Source organism: Kribbella endophytica (assembly GCF_054781295.1).
The window spans coordinates 738,644-754,875 of the sequence record NZ_BAAGUR010000004.1 but is presented as its reverse complement, the minus strand read 5'-3'; the positions used below and the strand labels follow the sequence as shown (position 1 = coordinate 754,875).

The 16,232-nt window shown below is 69.2% G+C and carries 14 protein-coding genes; 10 read left to right on the top strand and 4 right to left on the bottom strand.

Annotation, left to right across the window (positions count from 1 at the left end):
• Window positions 1-237: 237 nt before the first annotated feature.
• Entirely contained in the window at window positions 238-1,098 is an 861-nt protein-coding gene (locus tag ACYVIO_RS35260; RefSeq protein ID WP_460655298.1) for a LysR family transcriptional regulator, read from the bottom strand.
• 89 nt (window positions 1,099-1,187) lie between these two features.
• On the opposite strand from ACYVIO_RS35260, the gene ACYVIO_RS35255 reads away from it, so the two are divergent.
• From ACYVIO_RS35255 to ACYVIO_RS35245, 3 genes are all read left to right on the top strand, one after another.
• Window positions 1,188-2,087 (top strand): TIGR03564 family F420-dependent LLM class oxidoreductase, encoded by a 900-nt coding sequence (locus ACYVIO_RS35255; RefSeq protein ID WP_460655297.1) that lies wholly within the window; start codon window positions 1,188-1,190, stop codon window positions 2,085-2,087.
• Window positions 2,088-2,281: 194 nt separating this feature from the next.
• Window positions 2,282-3,661, top strand: a complete 1,380-nt coding sequence (locus ACYVIO_RS35250; protein ID WP_460655296.1) for an MFS transporter — start codon at window positions 2,282-2,284, stop codon at window positions 3,659-3,661.
• A gap of 2 nt (window positions 3,662-3,663) precedes the next feature.
• The gene (locus tag ACYVIO_RS35245; protein ID WP_460655295.1) at window positions 3,664-4,650 is read left to right on the top strand and encodes an aldo/keto reductase; all 987 of its coding nucleotides are present in this window, start codon (window positions 3,664-3,666) and stop codon (window positions 4,648-4,650) included.
• 19 nt (window positions 4,651-4,669) lie between these two features.
• Here ACYVIO_RS35245 and ACYVIO_RS35240 read toward each other — a convergent pair whose 3' ends face one another.
• Window positions 4,670-5,524: a LysR family transcriptional regulator gene (locus tag ACYVIO_RS35240; RefSeq protein ID WP_460655294.1), complete on the bottom strand. Its 855-nt coding sequence runs from the start codon at window positions 5,522-5,524 to the stop codon at window positions 4,670-4,672.
• An 82-nt stretch (window positions 5,525-5,606) separates the two neighbouring features.
• Here ACYVIO_RS35240 and ACYVIO_RS35235 point away from each other — a divergent pair, with 82 nt between their 5' ends.
• From ACYVIO_RS35235 to ACYVIO_RS35205, 7 genes are all read left to right on the top strand, one after another.
• The gene (locus ACYVIO_RS35235; protein WP_460655293.1) at window positions 5,607-6,521 is read left to right on the top strand and encodes an MBL fold metallo-hydrolase; all 915 of its coding nucleotides are present in this window, start codon (window positions 5,607-5,609) and stop codon (window positions 6,519-6,521) included.
• 93 nt (window positions 6,522-6,614) lie between these two features.
• Window positions 6,615-7,538, top strand: coding sequence for an ABC transporter ATP-binding protein (locus tag ACYVIO_RS35230; RefSeq protein ID WP_460655292.1), 924 nt, complete (start codon window positions 6,615-6,617; stop codon window positions 7,536-7,538).
• Complete coding sequence (locus ACYVIO_RS35225; protein ID WP_460655291.1) at window positions 7,535-8,881, top strand: ABC transporter permease; 1,347 nt, start codon at window positions 7,535-7,537, stop codon at window positions 8,879-8,881. Before ACYVIO_RS35230 ends, ACYVIO_RS35225 begins: the two co-directional genes overlap by 4 nt.
• Window positions 8,882-8,894: 13 nt before the next feature.
• A complete protein-coding gene (locus ACYVIO_RS35220; protein WP_460655290.1) occupies window positions 8,895-11,651 on the top strand; it encodes an alkaline phosphatase family protein in 2,757 nt (918 codons plus the stop codon).
• Between the two features lie 6 nt (window positions 11,652-11,657).
• The gene (locus tag ACYVIO_RS35215) at window positions 11,658-12,032 is read left to right on the top strand and encodes a BlaI/MecI/CopY family transcriptional regulator (protein WP_460655289.1); all 375 of its coding nucleotides are present in this window, start codon (window positions 11,658-11,660) and stop codon (window positions 12,030-12,032) included.
• The gene (locus tag ACYVIO_RS35210; RefSeq protein WP_460655288.1) at window positions 12,029-12,925 is read left to right on the top strand and encodes a M56 family metallopeptidase; all 897 of its coding nucleotides are present in this window, start codon (window positions 12,029-12,031) and stop codon (window positions 12,923-12,925) included. The genes ACYVIO_RS35215 and ACYVIO_RS35210 overlap by 4 nt, the downstream gene beginning before the upstream one ends.
• Window positions 12,926-13,080: 155 nt before the next feature.
• Entirely contained in the window at window positions 13,081-13,911 is an 831-nt protein-coding gene (locus ACYVIO_RS35205; RefSeq protein WP_460655287.1) for an alpha/beta fold hydrolase, read from the top strand.
• A gap of 3 nt (window positions 13,912-13,914) precedes the next feature.
• Here ACYVIO_RS35205 and ACYVIO_RS35200 read toward each other — a convergent pair whose 3' ends face one another.
• Window positions 13,915-15,393: a cryptochrome/photolyase family protein gene (locus ACYVIO_RS35200; protein ID WP_460655286.1), complete on the bottom strand. Its 1,479-nt coding sequence runs from the start codon at window positions 15,391-15,393 to the stop codon at window positions 13,915-13,917.
• A 38-nt stretch (window positions 15,394-15,431) separates the two neighbouring features.
• Entirely contained in the window at window positions 15,432-16,085 is a 654-nt protein-coding gene (locus tag ACYVIO_RS35195) for a fasciclin domain-containing protein (RefSeq protein ID WP_460655285.1), read from the bottom strand.
• Between the last annotated feature and the right edge of the window lie 147 nt (window positions 16,086-16,232).

The window sequence follows — 16,232 nt, the reverse complement described above, 5'->3', positions numbered from 1 at the left end:
CGCCGGTCACCTGCTCGCGCGATCGAACGATGCGTCGGCCGATCTGTCCACTGTGGCAGGCGTCAGCAGTCACCCGAGCCAGGGAGATTCCCTGGCGTTGTCCCTGGTCCATCGTGGCGGTCGATCTCCGGCATGTGGGTTTCGGCCCAGTCGCGGGTGGGACAGTTGGTTCGACGAGGTGGTCGTCCTCGAGGCCGCGGAGGGTCTGGGTGAGCGGTGGATGTCTTGCTGCCTTGGCTAGCTGAAGGCTTGGACCAAGGTCTCTAGGCACGGTGGCGAGTGGTCGGCGGTGACGACGAGGTGGCCGGGGACGGTGAGGGCCGGCGTCAGAGGACCCATCCAGACGGCGCCTTCGGCGGCGTCGCAGGCGGTGCCGTAGACCACGGTCCAGGCGGGGGAGCCGTTGGTCATCTCGACGATCGCGTCCTCGAGGCTGTCGAGCGGGCGGCCGGGGACGGGGTCGAACCCCGCCGTACGGCAGGCGGCGTGGATCGTGTCGTGGAGTGCGGCGTCGTCCGATCGCGGAGGGAGGCGCAGGGGGAGTGCGGCCAGGTCGACGAGCTTCACGGCGTCGCCGGTTCGGTACGCCGACGGGAGGAGCACGGACAACGGCTCGTCCCACAAGGGGATCGCGCGCAGGGAGCGCGAGTTCACGCTGCCGCGGATGAAGGCGACGTCGAGCTCGCCGGACCGCAGCGCCTCGAGTTGCTGGGCGGGTGGGCGCGAGCTCAGCTTGATCTCGATGCCGGGGGCGGACGACCGGAGGACGGCCAGGCCGCGCTCCAGCCGGTCGCGCAGGCCGGGGCTGGTGCCGATGCGGAAGACGCCGGACTGCCCGGCGACGAGTTCGGCGGCCACGGTCGCGGCCTGGTCGGCGGCGGACAGGACCGCGCGGGCTTCGCGGAGCATGCGTTCGCCGTCGCCGGTCAGGGCGACCCGGCGCGACGACCGGTCGAACAGCCGCAGGCCGAGCTCGCGTTCGAGCCGGGCGACCTGCTGGCTGACCGCCGGCTGCACGATGGCGAGGCGTTCGGCGGCCTTGCCGAAGTGCAGTTCCTCGGCGACCGTGACGAAGTACTTCAGCTGCCGCAGTTCCATCGGCCCTCCCGCGATCGATCACGAAAGCTTATCGCTGCGCGGGCCGAGTGCGCCTTGGTCGGCGGACGGAGTCTTCGTTGACTGGACGCATGAGAATCGGACTGTGGATCGAGGACGACGCCCGCACGATCGACGAGATCGCGACCGACGCGCGAGCCGCCGAGGCCAGCGGCATCAACCGGATCTGGTTCAGCCAACGCACCGGCTGGGACCCGCTGACCCTGATCACCGCGCTCGCGCCGGCCGCGCCCCGCATCCGGCACGCGGTCGGCGTCGTACCGATCTATCCGCGGCACCCACTGGCGTTGGCGGCGCAGGCGCTCAGCGTGCAGGCCGCGACCGGGAACCGGCTCACGCTCGGCATCGGCTCCAGCCACCCGGTGATCGTCGAAGGCCAGTACGGGATCTCGATGAGGCAGCCGGCCAAGTACATGCGCGAGTACGTCGAAGTGCTGGCCCCGTTGCTGCGCGGTGAGCCGGTCGAGCACCGAGGCGACCAGCTCACGGCGGCCGGCCAGGTCGGCATCAAGGGAGTCCGGTCGCCAGAGCTGATCCTCGCCGCACTCGGACCGAAGATGCTGGAGATCGCCGGTGAACTGACCGACGGAACGGTGACGAGCTGGGCCGGCCCGGAGGTGATCGGCGACTACGTGCGACCGACGATCGACAAGGCGGCCGCCGGCCGGGAGACGCAGGTGATCGCCTGCGTCTGTGTCGCCGTGACCGACGATCCGGACGGCGCGCGGGGCTGGATCAAACAGCACTACGGGCTGGCGGGATCGCTGCCGGCGTACCGGGCGATCCTCGATCGAGGTGCGGCGGCCGGTCCCGAGGACACGGCGGTGGTCGGTGACGAGGACGAGGTCGCGCGGCAGCTGCAGCGGTTCGCCGACGCCGGGGCGACGGAGTTCATGATCGCTCCGGTCGGTACGGCGGACGAGCAGGCGCGCACGATCGCGTTCGCGCACTCCGCGGCCGCAGGCTGGTAGTCAGGTCCATGCCTCGGAACGCCGGGCTGAATGTGTGGTGAGTCTTTGGGTTGTCGGGAGCACCCTCGCTGCGGGGTAATCGCAGTACCTGCCTCGTCGCGGACGAATTTGGCAGACTCGGTACGCGACCTGATGGATCGAGACCGACCGCGCGACTGTGCGCAGAGTGGACTGCCTTGCCACGGACCGACGTAGTGCCGAGCCGCTCGACCGAGGGCGCTGGAACATCCGTCCCAGATGCGCCGCACGCGCGGATCGTCCTCACGATCGCCTCGCTGGGCTTCTTCCTGATCACGCTGGACATTTCGATCGTCAACGTCGCCCTGTCCCGGATCAGGACCGAGCTCGGCGGTGGAACGACCGGTCAGCAGTGGACGATCGACGGTTACACCCTCTTGTTCGCGGCGCTGCTGCTGTTCGCGGGCAACCTGTCGGATCGGATCGGCGCGAAGAAGGCGCTCGGCGCGGGCATCGTCGGGTTCGGACTGGCCTCGGCTGCCTGTGCGGCCGCGCCCACGATCGGCGTACTGGTCGCCGCCCGCTGCGCGCAAGGCGCTGCCGCGGCGATCATGCTGCCGGCGTCGATGGCGCTGCTGCGTGAAGCGTTCCCCGACCCACGCCGCCGAGCCAGCGCGCTCGGCGTGTGGGCGGTCGGCGGCGCCGTCGCCGGACTGGTCGGACAACCTCTCGGCGGGCTGCTCACGACTCTCGACTGGCGGTGGGTCTTCACGATCAACCTGCCCGTCTGCGCCGGCATGGTCGCCTTCCTGGTCGCGGTGGCCGCCTCGCCCACCCGACCGTCCCGGTTCGACTGGGCCGGCCAGATCCTCGCCGTCGTTGCCCTGTCCACCCTGGTCTACGGGCTCATCGAAGGCGGCCATCGCGGGTTCACCCACCCCACCGTCGTCGCCACGCTCGCGGTCGCCGTGGTCACCCTCGCCGCCTTCCTGGCCGTTCAGGCCCGTGGCCGGCACCCGATGATGCCGCTGGAACTGTTCCGGGCGCGTGGCTTCCGGCTGGCCTTGCCCGTCGGGTTCGCCTTCATGGTCGGCAACTACGGCAACGTGTTCGTCGTCAGCCTGTTCCTCCAGCAGCACCTCGGACTGTCGCCGCTGTACGCCGGTCTGGCGTTCCTGCCCTCCGCTTTCTTCGCGATCGCCGGCAACCTCGCCAGCGGACCGATCACCAACCGGTTCGGAGCGCGGGTCCCGGTCGTGACCGGGCTGCTGTCGATGACCGCCGGACTCCTGGCCCTGCTCCTTACGGCACCGCTGGAGTCGCCGGTCGTGACCGCGCTCTGCGTCGTACCGATCGGCGCCGGGGGATCGTTGGCCATGCCCTCGATCACCGGAGTCGTCCTCGAAGGTGTCGCTGCCGAGCATGCAGGAACCGCCAGTGCCGTGTTCAACACCTTCCGCCAGACCGGCGGAGCAGTCGCCATCGCCGTCTTCGGCGCCCTGATCGCCAACCCGGACACCTTCCTCACCGGGCTGCGGATCAGCCTCGGATCGGCCGCGGCCCTGCTGTTGCTCGCGGCAATCAACAGCACCCGGATCCAGCCAGTGGAGGCCTGATCGTGCACGCCAGAACACTCGGACAAGGACTGCAGGTCTCGGCTGTCGGGCTCGGCTGCATGGGCATGTCGCAGAGCTACGGGCCCAACCCCGGCACCCGTGACGACATGATCACCGTCCTGCGATCCGCCGTCGACCACGGCGTGACCTTCTTCGACACCGCCGAGTCCTACGGACCGTACGTGAACGAGGAACTCGTCGGCGAAGCCCTGCAGCCCATCCGGAACCAGGTGGTGATCGCCACCAAGTTCGGCTGGCAGATCGAGAACAACACCAGCGTCGGCCTCAACAGCCGCCCCGAGCAGATTCGCCGAGTCGCCGACCAATCCCTCGCCCGCCTCCGAACTGACGTGATCGACCTGTTCTACCAGCACCGGGTCGACCCCGACGTGCCCATCGAAGACGTCGCCGGCACCGTCAGCGAACTCATCCAGGAAGGCAAGGTCCGGTACTTCGGTCTCTCGGAAGCCTCCGCTCAAACAATCCGTCGGGCGCATGCCGTTCAGCCGGTCGCCGCCCTGCAATCCGAGTACTCGCTGTGGACCCGCGACCCCGAGGCGGAAGTACTGCCCACCCTGGCTGAACTAGGCATCGGGCTGGTTCCGTTCAGCCCACTCGGCAAGGGATTCCTCACCGGCACCGTCGACACCACCACAACGTTCACCGACGGAGACATCCGCAGCCGGATTCCCCGCTTCGCCGAGAACAACCTCGCCGCGAACGCCACCCTCGTCGAGCACGTCACCGAACTCGCACAGCACAAGAACGTCACCGCCGGGCAGATCGCACTGGCCTGGCTCCTCGCCCAGCACCCCTGGATCGTCCCGATCCCCGGAACCCGACGTACGCCCCGCATCCAAGAAAACGCCGAGTCCACCCAGGTCTCTTTGTCCGCCGACGAACTCGCCGACCTCAACACCCTCGCCCAACGCGCCGGAGTCCACGGCAACCGCTACAACGAAACCCACATGCGCTACGTCAACGGCTAGCCAGACCAGCAACTGAGTCTCAGTTGCTGTACGCCGTCCGCGCGATTCGGACCAGGGACGGGATCAGTGGGTTGGTGTCGGGGTGCTTCCACGCCACGACGACGCGGCTGGGTGGGATGTCGCGGAGGGGGACGATAGTCAGGCCGGGGGAGGGTGGTTCGTGTCGCAGCGGGGCCAGGCCGATGGTTCCGTTCCAGAGCACGGCTTGCAGGCATTCCTGGACTGTGCGGACGATCGGGCCTTGGCGTGGGGTTCCGCCGGACCAGTAGTTCTGCCAGGTCGCGTCGGTGCCGTCGGGGAAGCGGAACCAGGGCCGTTCGGCGAGGTCGGCCAGAGTCAGCTCGGCTTGTTCGGCCAGCGGGTCATCGGATCGCAGGACTACACCCAGCGAGTCGGCTCTGAGGTCGTACGTCGTCAGGCCTGACAGCTCGAACGGCGCTCGGGTGAGAGCGACGTCGACCAGGCCGGCGCGGAGCCCGCAGGTCGGGTCGGTCAGGTCGGTGTCGCGGATGCGGACCTCGACGTCCGGGTGCTCGCGGCGGAACTCCGCGGCCAGCCGGTTAGCGCCCTCGTCGGTGCTGTCACCGAGGATGCCGAGCGTGATGGTCGCCGGACCCGCCGCCGCGGCCACGCGCACGCGGACCTGGTCGGCCTGTTCGAGAAGCCGGCGCGCGTCGTCGAGCAGGACGGCACCCGCCGGAGTCAGTACGACGCCGGTCGCCGACCGGTGCAGGAGCGTGGCGCCGACCTCGGTCTCGAGCTGTTTGATCGCTCGGCTCAGCGGTGGCTGGCTCATGTGCAGCCGGGTCGCGGCCCGGCCGAAGTGGAGCTCCTCGGCGACGGCCACGAAGTACCGCAGCTGACGAAGCTCCATGACCAGCGACGATACCCGCCCGGTATCGAGGCGACGGGATCGGTCTTGGACGCCGGTGGCCGCGGCCGGGTGGAATCGAGTCATGACTGAGCTGAACCTGACCAACCCGGACCTGCCCGATCCCGAGGTGCGGGTGTCCGGCGCCCGCGAGCTCGCTGCCGACCTGCTCGTGATTCCGAACGACGGCGTCGACCTCGTGCCCAACATCGGGATCATCGGCGGGAAGGACGCCGTACTGGTCGTCGAGACCGGAATCGGTGTGGCCAACGGCGAGCAGGTGCTCGCGTTCGCGTCCGAGATCGCGAAGGGGCGTCGGCTGTACCTGACCACGACGCACTTCCATCCCGAGCACGCGTACGGCGCACAGGTGTTCGCCGGCCGGGCGACGTACCTGGTCAACGACGCGCAGGCCGCTGACCTGGCGGCGAAGGGGACCGGCTACCTCGAGATGTTCCGCGGGTTCGGCGGGGCCGTCGCGGATCGCCTCGACGGAGTGGAGGTGCCGACGCCGGATGTCGTGTACGGCGACCAGTACGAGCTGGATCTCGGTGGTCGGATCGTCAGGCTGCGATCGACGGGACGCGGCCACACCAAGGGCGACCAGGTGGTCGAGGTGCCGGACGCCGGGGTGCTGTTCACCGGGGATTTGGCCGAGGCCGGCCAGTTCGCGATCTTCCCCTGGTTCCCGCCGTACGACGTGGATGTCTCCGGTGTCGAGTGGCTCGCGGTGATGGATCGGCTGATCGCGTCCACGCCTGCGCTGGTGGTGCCCGGTCATGGCGCCGTCGGCGGTCCGCAGCTCCTCGCGGAGGTGCGGGACTATCTGCGCGAGCTCCGCGACGAGACGTGGCATCGCCGCGACGCGGCGATCGAGCAGATCGTGGCCGAGGTTCGGGAGGTGCTGATCGACCGGCACCCCGGCTGGAGCGGGCAGGAGTGGATCGCCCCTGCCGTGAGCTGCCTGTGCGCGGAAGCCCAGGCCTCCTACATGCTGTAGGGGAGTTCTTCGATCGTTCAACTTCTCGTTCCCGTGCGTGGATGCATTCCTGCCTAATGTTTTCTGGTCAGGCATCCGCCCAGGAAGGGAACCATGGACGCACCGCTCGCTGTCCGTGCTCGCGGGATCCAGCAGACCTTCGGTGAGGTCGTCGCGCTCGACGGCGTCGAGCTGACCGTCCCGGCCGGTCAGATCCATGGTCTGGTCGGTCCGAACGGCGCCGGCAAGACCACGCTGCTCGGCCTCCTGCTGGGATTGGCCGTCGCCGACAGCGGCAGCCTCGAGATTCTCGGTACGCCGGTCGGCCGCGCCCTCGCGGTCCCCGAAGGCGTCGCCGGTTTCGTCGACGGCCCGGGCCTCTACCCGTCGCTGACCGCCAGGCAGAACCTTGCAACGCTGGCCGCCCTGCGCGGCGACGCCACCATGACGCGGCGGATCGACGACGTACTGGCGCAGGTCGGGCTGACCGATGTCGCCAACGACCGCACGCGCGGGTTCTCGCTCGGCATGCGACAGCGCCTCGGTCTCGCGGCCGCCCTGCTCACCAAGCCCCGGCTGCTGATCCTCGACGAGCCGTCGAACGGCCTCGATCCGTCCGGCAAGAAGCACGTGTACGGCGTACTGAAGCGGCTGGCCGCGGAGGGAACCGCGGTCGTGCTGTCGAGCCACCGGATGGACGACGTCGAGGCGCTGTGCTCCGAGGTGACGATCCTGTCGACCGGCCGGGTCGCGTTCTCCGGTCCGCTCGGCAAGCTCGCCGGCGAGCACAGCGAACTGGACTACCGGATCGTCACCTCCGATCCGGAGGCCGCCCGGAAGGTTGCCGTTGGCACCGAAGGGCTCAGGGTCGATGGCGAGCCTGGCGACGTACTGGTGGTGTCCGGGCAGGTGCCCGTACTGGACGAGCTCGTGAAGCGACTCGTCCAGGCCGACATCGCCGTGCGCGAGCTCTCGCCGGTGGTGTCACCGCTCGAGGCCGCGTTCCTCGCCCTGACCGAAGTGGAGACCGACCGATGACCGCGACCACGATCGAAGCGCCCGTAGTGCACCGGGTCTCGGTGGCGCGGGGCTACCGCTTCGAGCTCGTCAAGCTGCTGTCGCAGTGGCGGGTGCGCCTGCTGATCATCGCCTGCTGGATCGCTCCCGCGGTGTTCGTCGCTGTCGTGAGTCAACAGGCATCGCTCCCCGTCGACACGCTCTTCGGTCGGTGGATGCACGCCACCGGTTGGGCCGGGCCCCTTGTGCTGCTGGGCTTCTCGGGTTCATGGGCGTTGCCGTTGCTGACCTCGCTGGTCGCCGGTGACGTGTTCGCCTCGGAGGACCGGCTCGGCACCTGGCGGCACCTGCTGGTCGCCGTACGGTCGCCGCGGCGGATCTTCGTCTCGAAGGCGCTGGCGAGCCTCACCGTGATCCTGCTGCTCGTCGTCGGGCTGGTGGTGTCGAGCGCGATCAGCGGCGTCGCCGTGGTTGGCAACAGGCCACTGATCGGACTCGACGGCCATCTGCTGTCGCCGGGTGATGCGGCCGGCCGCGTGTTCCTCGCCTGGGCCTGCGCGCTCGCGCCGACGCTGGCACTGAGCGCGATCGGCCTGCTCGGATCGGTCGCGCTCGGCCGGTCCCCGATGGGCCTGCTGCTGCCGGCGCTGGTCGCGCTGGCGATGCAGATCATCCAGATGCTGCCGGTACCCGTCGCCGTACGACTTGCCCTGCCCGGCTACGGATTCATCAGCTGGAACGGGCTTTTCACGAGTCCCGGCCAGTTGAAACCGCTCCTGATCGGCATCGTCGTCAGCCTGGTGTGGGCCGTGGTCGCGACCGGCCTGGCGTACTTCCTCTTCGTACGACGGGACTTCACCAACCCGTCCCACGACGGCTCGGGGCGCCTGGCACTCGTTGCCGGCGCGCTGCCGCTCGTCGTCCTGTTCGGCCTGACCACGGCGGTCGTCGTACCGGCGGCCGATGCGACCGGCTCAGGCGTCGACCAGGCGAAGGTGCAGCAGGCACTCGCGACCGAGTTCGCGCACCTCTACCGCCTCCAGACCCAGCAGCTGAACCGTCCGGCCGTCACCGAGGAGCAGCTGCAGGCCTCGGCCGCCTGCACCAAGGGCGGCGACCAGGTCGCGGCACAGGGCCCCGGCAACGACTGGCGCTGCGTCGTGAGCTGGCACGTGCCCGGCGTCGAGGCGGCCGGCTCGGCCATCTACCAGCTCGACATCAACCCGGTCGGCCGGTACGTCGCCGACGGCGACGGCCCGAAGGAAGTCAACGGCTACTTCCTGGTCCGCACCCCGGCCGGCGACGAGCCGAACCCGCTCTGGCAGTTCGACGGCTTGGTCGAACTGCTTCCGTCCACCCCCTGAAGGGACCAACCTCATGCAGGTAACACGCCGCAGGCGTGACAAGGAGGGCCGGCTGGGCCTCCTTGGCCGGCGCGTCAGCCGGCGGGCGACCGTCGTGACGGCAGGGACGACGGCGCTCGCCGCCGCCCTGGCCGGCACCGCTGTCGCCTCGACCCAGCAGTTCGGCACGGACCGGGTCGGCCAGGTGACCGGCGACGGCCAGGTCGTCTCGAGCGACCAGTACGTCGCACCGCTGGGCGACCGTCTTCTCCTCCAGAAGGGGAAGATCATGTCGTCGACGGTCAGCCCCGACGGCAGCCACCTGGCCGCGTCGATCACCGACGGCGGGATGGCCCTGGCGGTCGTCGACCTGAAGACCTGGAAGGTGCAGCAGTACGTCGGCAACAACGCCGCCGCGGACCTGCGCATCCCGGGCAACGACATCGGCCAGGAAGGCCCGACGTACTCGCCCGACGGCACGCAGCTGTGGCTCGGCCAGACCGACGGCTACCGCCGGTTCACCGTGAAGCCGGACGGCTCGCTGGCCGATCCGACGTTCGTCACGATCGCGGCCGACGGCGCGAAGCACGCGCTGGTCGGCGAAGCCGTCTTCTCGGCCGACAGCTCGACCGTGTACTCCGCGGTGAACGGCCAGAACCGTGTCGTCGCGATCGACACGGCGACCGGCACGGTCACGCAGAGCTGGGCGGTCGGCAACGCGCCGCGCGACCTGGTCCAGGTCGGTTCGAAGCTCTACGTCAGCAACGAGGGCGGCCGTCCGGCGAGGCCGGGGGAGCCGACGATCAACTCGTACGGCACGCAGGTGCCCGCGTCGCAGGTCACCGCCGCGACCACGACCGGCACGGTCAGCGTGATCGACCTCGGGCGCCGCACGGCGAAGCCGTCGAGCATCACGGTCGGCCTGCACCCGACCGCGCTGTACGCGAAGAACGGCACGCTGTTCGTCACCAACACGGCCACGAACTCGGTCTCGGTGATCGACACCCAGCGCGACAAGGTGCTGCAGACCATCGCGACCCAGCCGTGGACCGAAGCCTCGGTGGGCTACGAGCCCAACGGCGTGACGCTGACCGACGACGGTCATCTCCTGGTGACGCTCGGCCGCGCGAACGCCGTTGCCGTGTACAAGTACCGCACCGCGCTCGAGCCGGTCAGCTACGTCGGGCTGCTGCCGACGGACTACTTCCCGGCCGAGATCACGACGGTCGGCAAGGACGTCGTCGTCTCCAACACCCGCGGTGTCGACGCGCGGCGCGAGACCACCGCCGCCGGTCACGGCACGCACGACACGACGTCGAGCCTGACCAAGTTCCGGCTCCCCGACGACCACGCGATCAAGGCCGCGACGGCCACGGTCTTCCAGCAGAACGGATGGACCAAGAACGCGGCCCTGGCCGCGGCGAAGGGCAAGCCGAAGCCGAAGGCGGTGCCGGTCCCGCAGCGTCTCGGCGACCCGTCGACGATCAAGCACGTCTTCCTGATCGTCAAGGAGAACCGCACCTACGATCAGCTCTTCGGTGACATTGCCGCAGGCAACGGTGATCCGGCGCTCGCGCAGTACGGCGAGAACGTGACGCCGAACCAGCACGAGCTGACCAAGCAGTTCGGCCTGTACGACAACACCTACGACATCGGGACGAACTCGGCCGAGGGCCACAACTGGCTCATGCAGGCCGACAATCCGGAGTACACCGAGTCGTCGGCGGGTGAGTACCTGCGCAGCTACGACACGGAAGACGATGCCCTCGGCCACCAACGGACCGGGTTCATCTGGACCGGTGTGCAGGCGACCGGCAAGACCGTGCGCGACTTCGGTGAGTTCCAGCAGTTCCTCACCAAGCCGGCCGGGGCGACCTGGCAGAACCTGTACTGCGACACCAAGAGCATGGCCGCGACCGGACAGAGCACGGCGTACCCGCTGGTCTCCTCGTCACCGATCCCGTCGCTGAACGACGTCTCGGTGCACGGCTTCCCGAAGTTCGACACCGACGTACCGGACCTGTACCGGTACGAGATCTGGAAGCAGGACTTCGCCAAGCACGGCCCGGCGAACCTGAACATGTTCTGGCTGTCCAGCGACCACACCGGTGGCCCGCCGAACGGCGCCGCGCAGGTCGCCGACAACGACCTGGCCACCGGCAAGATCATCGACCAGATCTCGCACAGCAAGTACTGGAAGGACTCCGCGATCTTCGTCGTCGAGGACGACTCCCAGGCCGGCCTGGACCACGTCGACGGCCACCGGGCCCCGATCCAGATCATCAGCCCGTACGCGCGGCACGGCGTGGTCGACAGCCGCTACTACACCCAGATTACGATGATCCGCACGATCGAGCAGATCCTCGGCGTCAAGCCGATGAACCAGAAGGACACCGCGGCGACCCCGATGGCGTCGGCGTTCACCGCGCGGCCCGACTTCACGCCGTTCAACGCCGTCCCGAACCGGACGTCGCTGACCGCGGGCCTGCCCACGCCGCCGCCGTGCGGTGCGGACGTCCCCGCGGCGCAGAACCCGAACGCCGCACCCGCGCCGAAGGCCGTCGTACCGGCCGCCCAGCAGGACGTCGCGGCGCAGTGGGACAGCTGGAAGACTCAGCAGAAGCTCACCGGGCCCGACGCCCGCGCGGACTTCGCGAACCCGGCCCAGATGAACCACTTCGACTGGTACCAGGCGCACGACTGGTCGACGCCGTACCCGGGGGAGAGCAAGATCTTCGCCCCGGCCGACGTACCGGGCGCGGTGATCCCGTCGGCTGAGAACGACGGCTGATCCATCGTGACCGACAAGGGCGTGCGGCGAGGTGCCGGAGAGCTGGAGGCGCAGGTGATGGCCGCGCTCTGGGCTTCCCGCACGCCCTTGACGACGTCGGAGGTGCAGGCGCAGATCGGCGAAGGGCTTGCGTACAACACGCTCCAGACCATCCTGACCCGGTTGACGGCCAAGGGCCTGCTCGAGCGGGCGGAGCGAGGCCGGGCGCACGTCTACTGGCCGACCAAGGACGAGGCGTCGTCGGCCGCCGCGCAACTGCGGACGACTTTGCGGGCGGTCGGAAATCGCGAGGAGGTCCTGCGCGAGTTCGCTGCCGTGCTCGACGACGACGAGGCGGAGATCCTCCGGCAGTGGTTGTCCAACCGGGCGGGGGAGTCGTGAGGGTCTGGGTCTATCTGCCGCTGCTGCTGAGCATCCTGTTCCCCCTGGCGACGGCCCGGACGGCCGCCATGCTGCGGCCGCTGGCCGCCGTACGGGTTGCGACGGCCGGCGCCGCCGTCGCCGCATTTGCGTCCACCTGCAGTCTGACCCTGCTGTCGTTGACGCTGTTCGACGACCTGCCGCCACTGTCGGCGTTCGAAGGACGGCCCGAGCTCGGCCTGCCGGAACCTGTTCCCGACTGGCTGGGAGCGACCGCGGCGCTGATTCTGCTGGCCGTGACGGTCCGATTCCTGCGCGAGGTGCGACGCCGTCACCAGGTCGTGCGCGAGTTACGAGCGATCAAGACGCCGTACGCCGGACTGGCGGTGGCCGACCTCACGGAGGCGTTCGCCGTTGCGGTCCCGGGACGGCCTGGGCACGTCCTCGTCACTTCGGGGATGCTGCGCGTCCTCAGCGAAGCCGAGCGGCGAGTCCTGCTCGCGCACGAGCGCTCCCACCTGAACCGGCGACACCATCGGCTCGTCGCTGTCGCTGCTTACTCGGCCGCGGCGAACCCGTTGCTGACCAGCCTCGTGAGCCTGACCAGCTACCTGGTGGAGCGCTCGGCCGACGAGGACGCCGCCGCAGAGGTCGGTGATCGGGACATGGTCGCCCGAGCCGTGGCGAAAGCATCGCTGGCCGGATCCGGGCATGATCTGGCACCCGCTCTCGGTCTGCACGGTTCACAAGCAGTCGAGCGCGTGGCGGCCATCGCGGGCCCCCGCCCGCTGCCGCGCTGGCAGGGGCTGAGCTGGGTAGCGGCACTCGTCATCGCCCAACTGTTCGTCACCGCGATCGCGATCGTCGGATTCCTCGGTGTTGCTGCTGCTTGGCTCAGGATGCTGCTCGGCTAGACCTTCGTCCGGGTCCCGCTGCATCCCGGAAGTTCGTCGTCCGGGATGCGGTGTAGACCGGCTGCATGGTTGCTCCTTCTGAGCTCGTTGCGCCCGAGCTGGTCGAGGTCCGCCCGGGACATCACCTGGCGGTACGGCGACAAGGAAGCGGCGGCGTGCCGCTGCTGCTCATTCACGGGTTCCCTTGCACGAGCCGCATCTGGTCGCACAACCTCGTCCCGCTGGCCGAGGCGGGGTTCGACGTCGTCGCACCGGACTTGCGCGGCTACGGAGACTCCGACTTCGCGCCGGACGACTTCTACGACCTCAACGCGTTCACCACCGACCTCATCGGCCTGCTCGACAAGCTTGGCTGGAACCGCGCCGTCGTCGTCGGCCACGATCTCGGCGGGGCGGTCGCCCTCGACCTGGCCAACCGCCACCCCGGCCGGGTGGATCGCCTGGTGATCCTGGACGACTCGATGCCCGACCTGGCCGAAGCGTTCGCGGCAGCGGGCATCCCGCCGAACCGACCCAAGCCCGCCGTCTACGACTACCACCGCCTCCAAGGGCGCCATGCCGACGCCTTGATCGCCGAACTGGCGACGCCTGAACAGCGGCGACGCTATGTCGGTGAGTTCTACGGGCACCGCATGTGGTGTCCACCCGATGCCTTCGACGAAGAGGATCTGGCCTTCTTGACCGAGCCGTACGGCGATGCCGCGCGGCTGCGCGCCGCCTTCGCCGACTACGAGGTGGTCATGGGCACCCGTTCGCTGTCGGCCCCGGAAATGCTCGACCGCCCGGTCCGGCAGCCGGCCCTCATCCTGATCGGCACCGACCAGGTCACCCTCGGCGACCACATCGACCAGCGATGCGCACTTGCCTTCCCGGGCGCGGCCGGACCGCTCTGGGTCAAGGGCGCCGGTCACTTCCTGCCGTGGGAGCGACCCGAGACGGTCAACCGCGCCATCCGCTTCTTCTGCGGCGACCTCTTGGCCGTCTGAGACTCACGGCGGGCTGTTTTCGCGGGCTTGTTCCTGGTGGACCAGCTCTGGCAGGTCTTTCAGGCGGGTGCGGGCTGTCAGTTGGCGGGCGATGCGTTGGTTGTCCTGGAGGCGGTCGGCGTTGCGGTCGAGGAACCACCAGTAGCCGGCGGTGAACGGGCAGGCGTCGGGGCCGACGCGGAGGCGCGGGTTGTAGCGGCAGTCGCCGCAGAAGTCGCTCATCTTGTTGATGTAGGCACCGCCGGCGGCGTACGGCTTGGTCGCGAGAAGGCCGCCGTCGGCGTACTGGGACATGCCGATCACGTTGGCGACCATCACCCAGTCGTAGCCGTCGACGAACGAGCGGTGGAACCAGTCCGTCACCTCCTGCGGGTTCCAGCCGCGCTGCATCGCGTAGTTGCCGAGGACCATGAGCCGGGGAATGTGGTGGACCCAGCCGTGCTCGCGGACGCCGCGCAGGACTTCCGACAGGCAACGCGCTTCGACGGTGCCGTCGGCATCGAGCTCGGTGAACCAGTCGGGGAGCGGCCGGCGGGCGAGGAGCTTGTTGCGATGCCGGTAGTCGTCGCCGAAGTGCCAGTACAGATGCCACATGTAGTCGCGCCAGCCGATCAGCTGACGGACGAACCCCTCGACCGAGGCGAGTGGCGCGGCACCGTCGCGGTAGGCGTCCTCGGCGCGCTCGACCGCTTCGAGCGGATCGAGCAGGCCGAGGTTCAATGGTGCCGACAGCAACGAGTGGGCCATCCAGTCGTCGGCGGTGAGCATCGCGTCCTCGTGCGGACCGAACCCGGGCAGCCGGTGCTCGACGAAGTCGCGCAGGACGTGCAACGCCTCCCGCCGGGTGACGGCGAACCGGCGAGGACCGTCGTCGCCGACGAAGCTGACGTCGCCGTCGCGCTGCCAGCGGTCGAGATCGGCCCGGACCTCCTCGTCGATCTCGTCCTCGGTGGGCCACCACGGTTCCGCGGTGCCGAGGGTCGGCTGCTTCGGTGGTGCTTCGCGGTTGTCGTGGTCGAAGTTCCACCGGCCGCCGGCCGGGTTGCTGCCCTCCATCAGGACGTCGAGCCGGACCCGGGCCTCGCGGTAGAAGTCCTCCATCAGCAACCGCTTCGCACCGCGCCGGCCGGCCCAGTCCTCGAAGTCCTCGCGGCTGGTAGCGAACCCCCGCGCCGCGAGGACCTCGACGCGCTCGAGACCGCGGACGAACCGATCAGCGGCGTACGACGTGGGTTGGCAGACGGTGAGCTCACCGCTGACCCGGTCGAGCGCCTCCCGGTAGGTGTCCGCTTGTTCGAACTGGACCCGGTCGCCGAGCTCGGCCGCGCGATGCCTCAAGGCGGACAGCACCAGGTGGGCCTTCTGACGATGGAACCGCCGCCGGGCGAACACCGCCCTCGACTCGATCAGCAGAGCCGGCTGGTCGGTCGCGTCCAGGAAATGAGGTCCGAGCTGGTCGGCGAACAGCCATCGTCGCTTCATGGTCCCGCAGTACCCAATCCCCGGGCTGCCCTACCCGATCAGATGTCCAGCGGCCGCAGCACCAACCAGATGCCGTGGGCAATCTGCTTGTTGCCCTTGTTGATGTCCAGGGCCCACGGGTTCACCAGCGGGTCGGAGTCGTTGCGGTCAGCATCGATCAGCCGGATCAGGCGGTAGCGCTTGCTCAGCACATCGACCTTCAGAGTGCCTCCGGGCAGCGCCGTGGTCAGCTTGGCGCCGTCGGACTTGAGCGCCGTACGGCTGTCGATCGTGGCGCCGGGGACCACGTGGTACAGCAGAACGGCCTCGATGGTGTCGACGCCCAGCAGTCCGGCCAGCCCGGCGAAGAGCTGGCTCTCCGAGCGGTACCACTTGCCGGTCAGGTCCTTGGCCAGCAGCTGGAAGGCCCGATCGCTCGGCAGGAAGGCGGTGAGCGCGGTGTTGCCGTCGGCAAGCACCTTGACCGGGCTGTTCGGCTTGGCCGCCAGGACCGCACCGACCGCCTGGGTCAGCACGTCGTAGTCCTTCCAGTTGCGGTCGAACGTGTCACCGTCCGAGGCCAGTACGGCGGCCAGGCTGCGAGTTCCGAGCCGCTGGGTCGCGTCGGCCTGGGTCGTGGTCGCGACGGCGCTGGTGAGCAGCACTCCGAACGCGACGGCACTGGCGGTCAGACGTCGTGAGATCTTGCGCATGGGACAACCTCTCGGCCGGGACGACGGCACCGTTGCCGCCGTACTCCATGCTTCTTCCGGATGGCGGCCCGTTGCGGATGCACCTGTGCGAAAGTTGTGCAACGCCGGGCTTGAACGGACCCGGCGCCTGGTGTGGTTCGCGAGCGT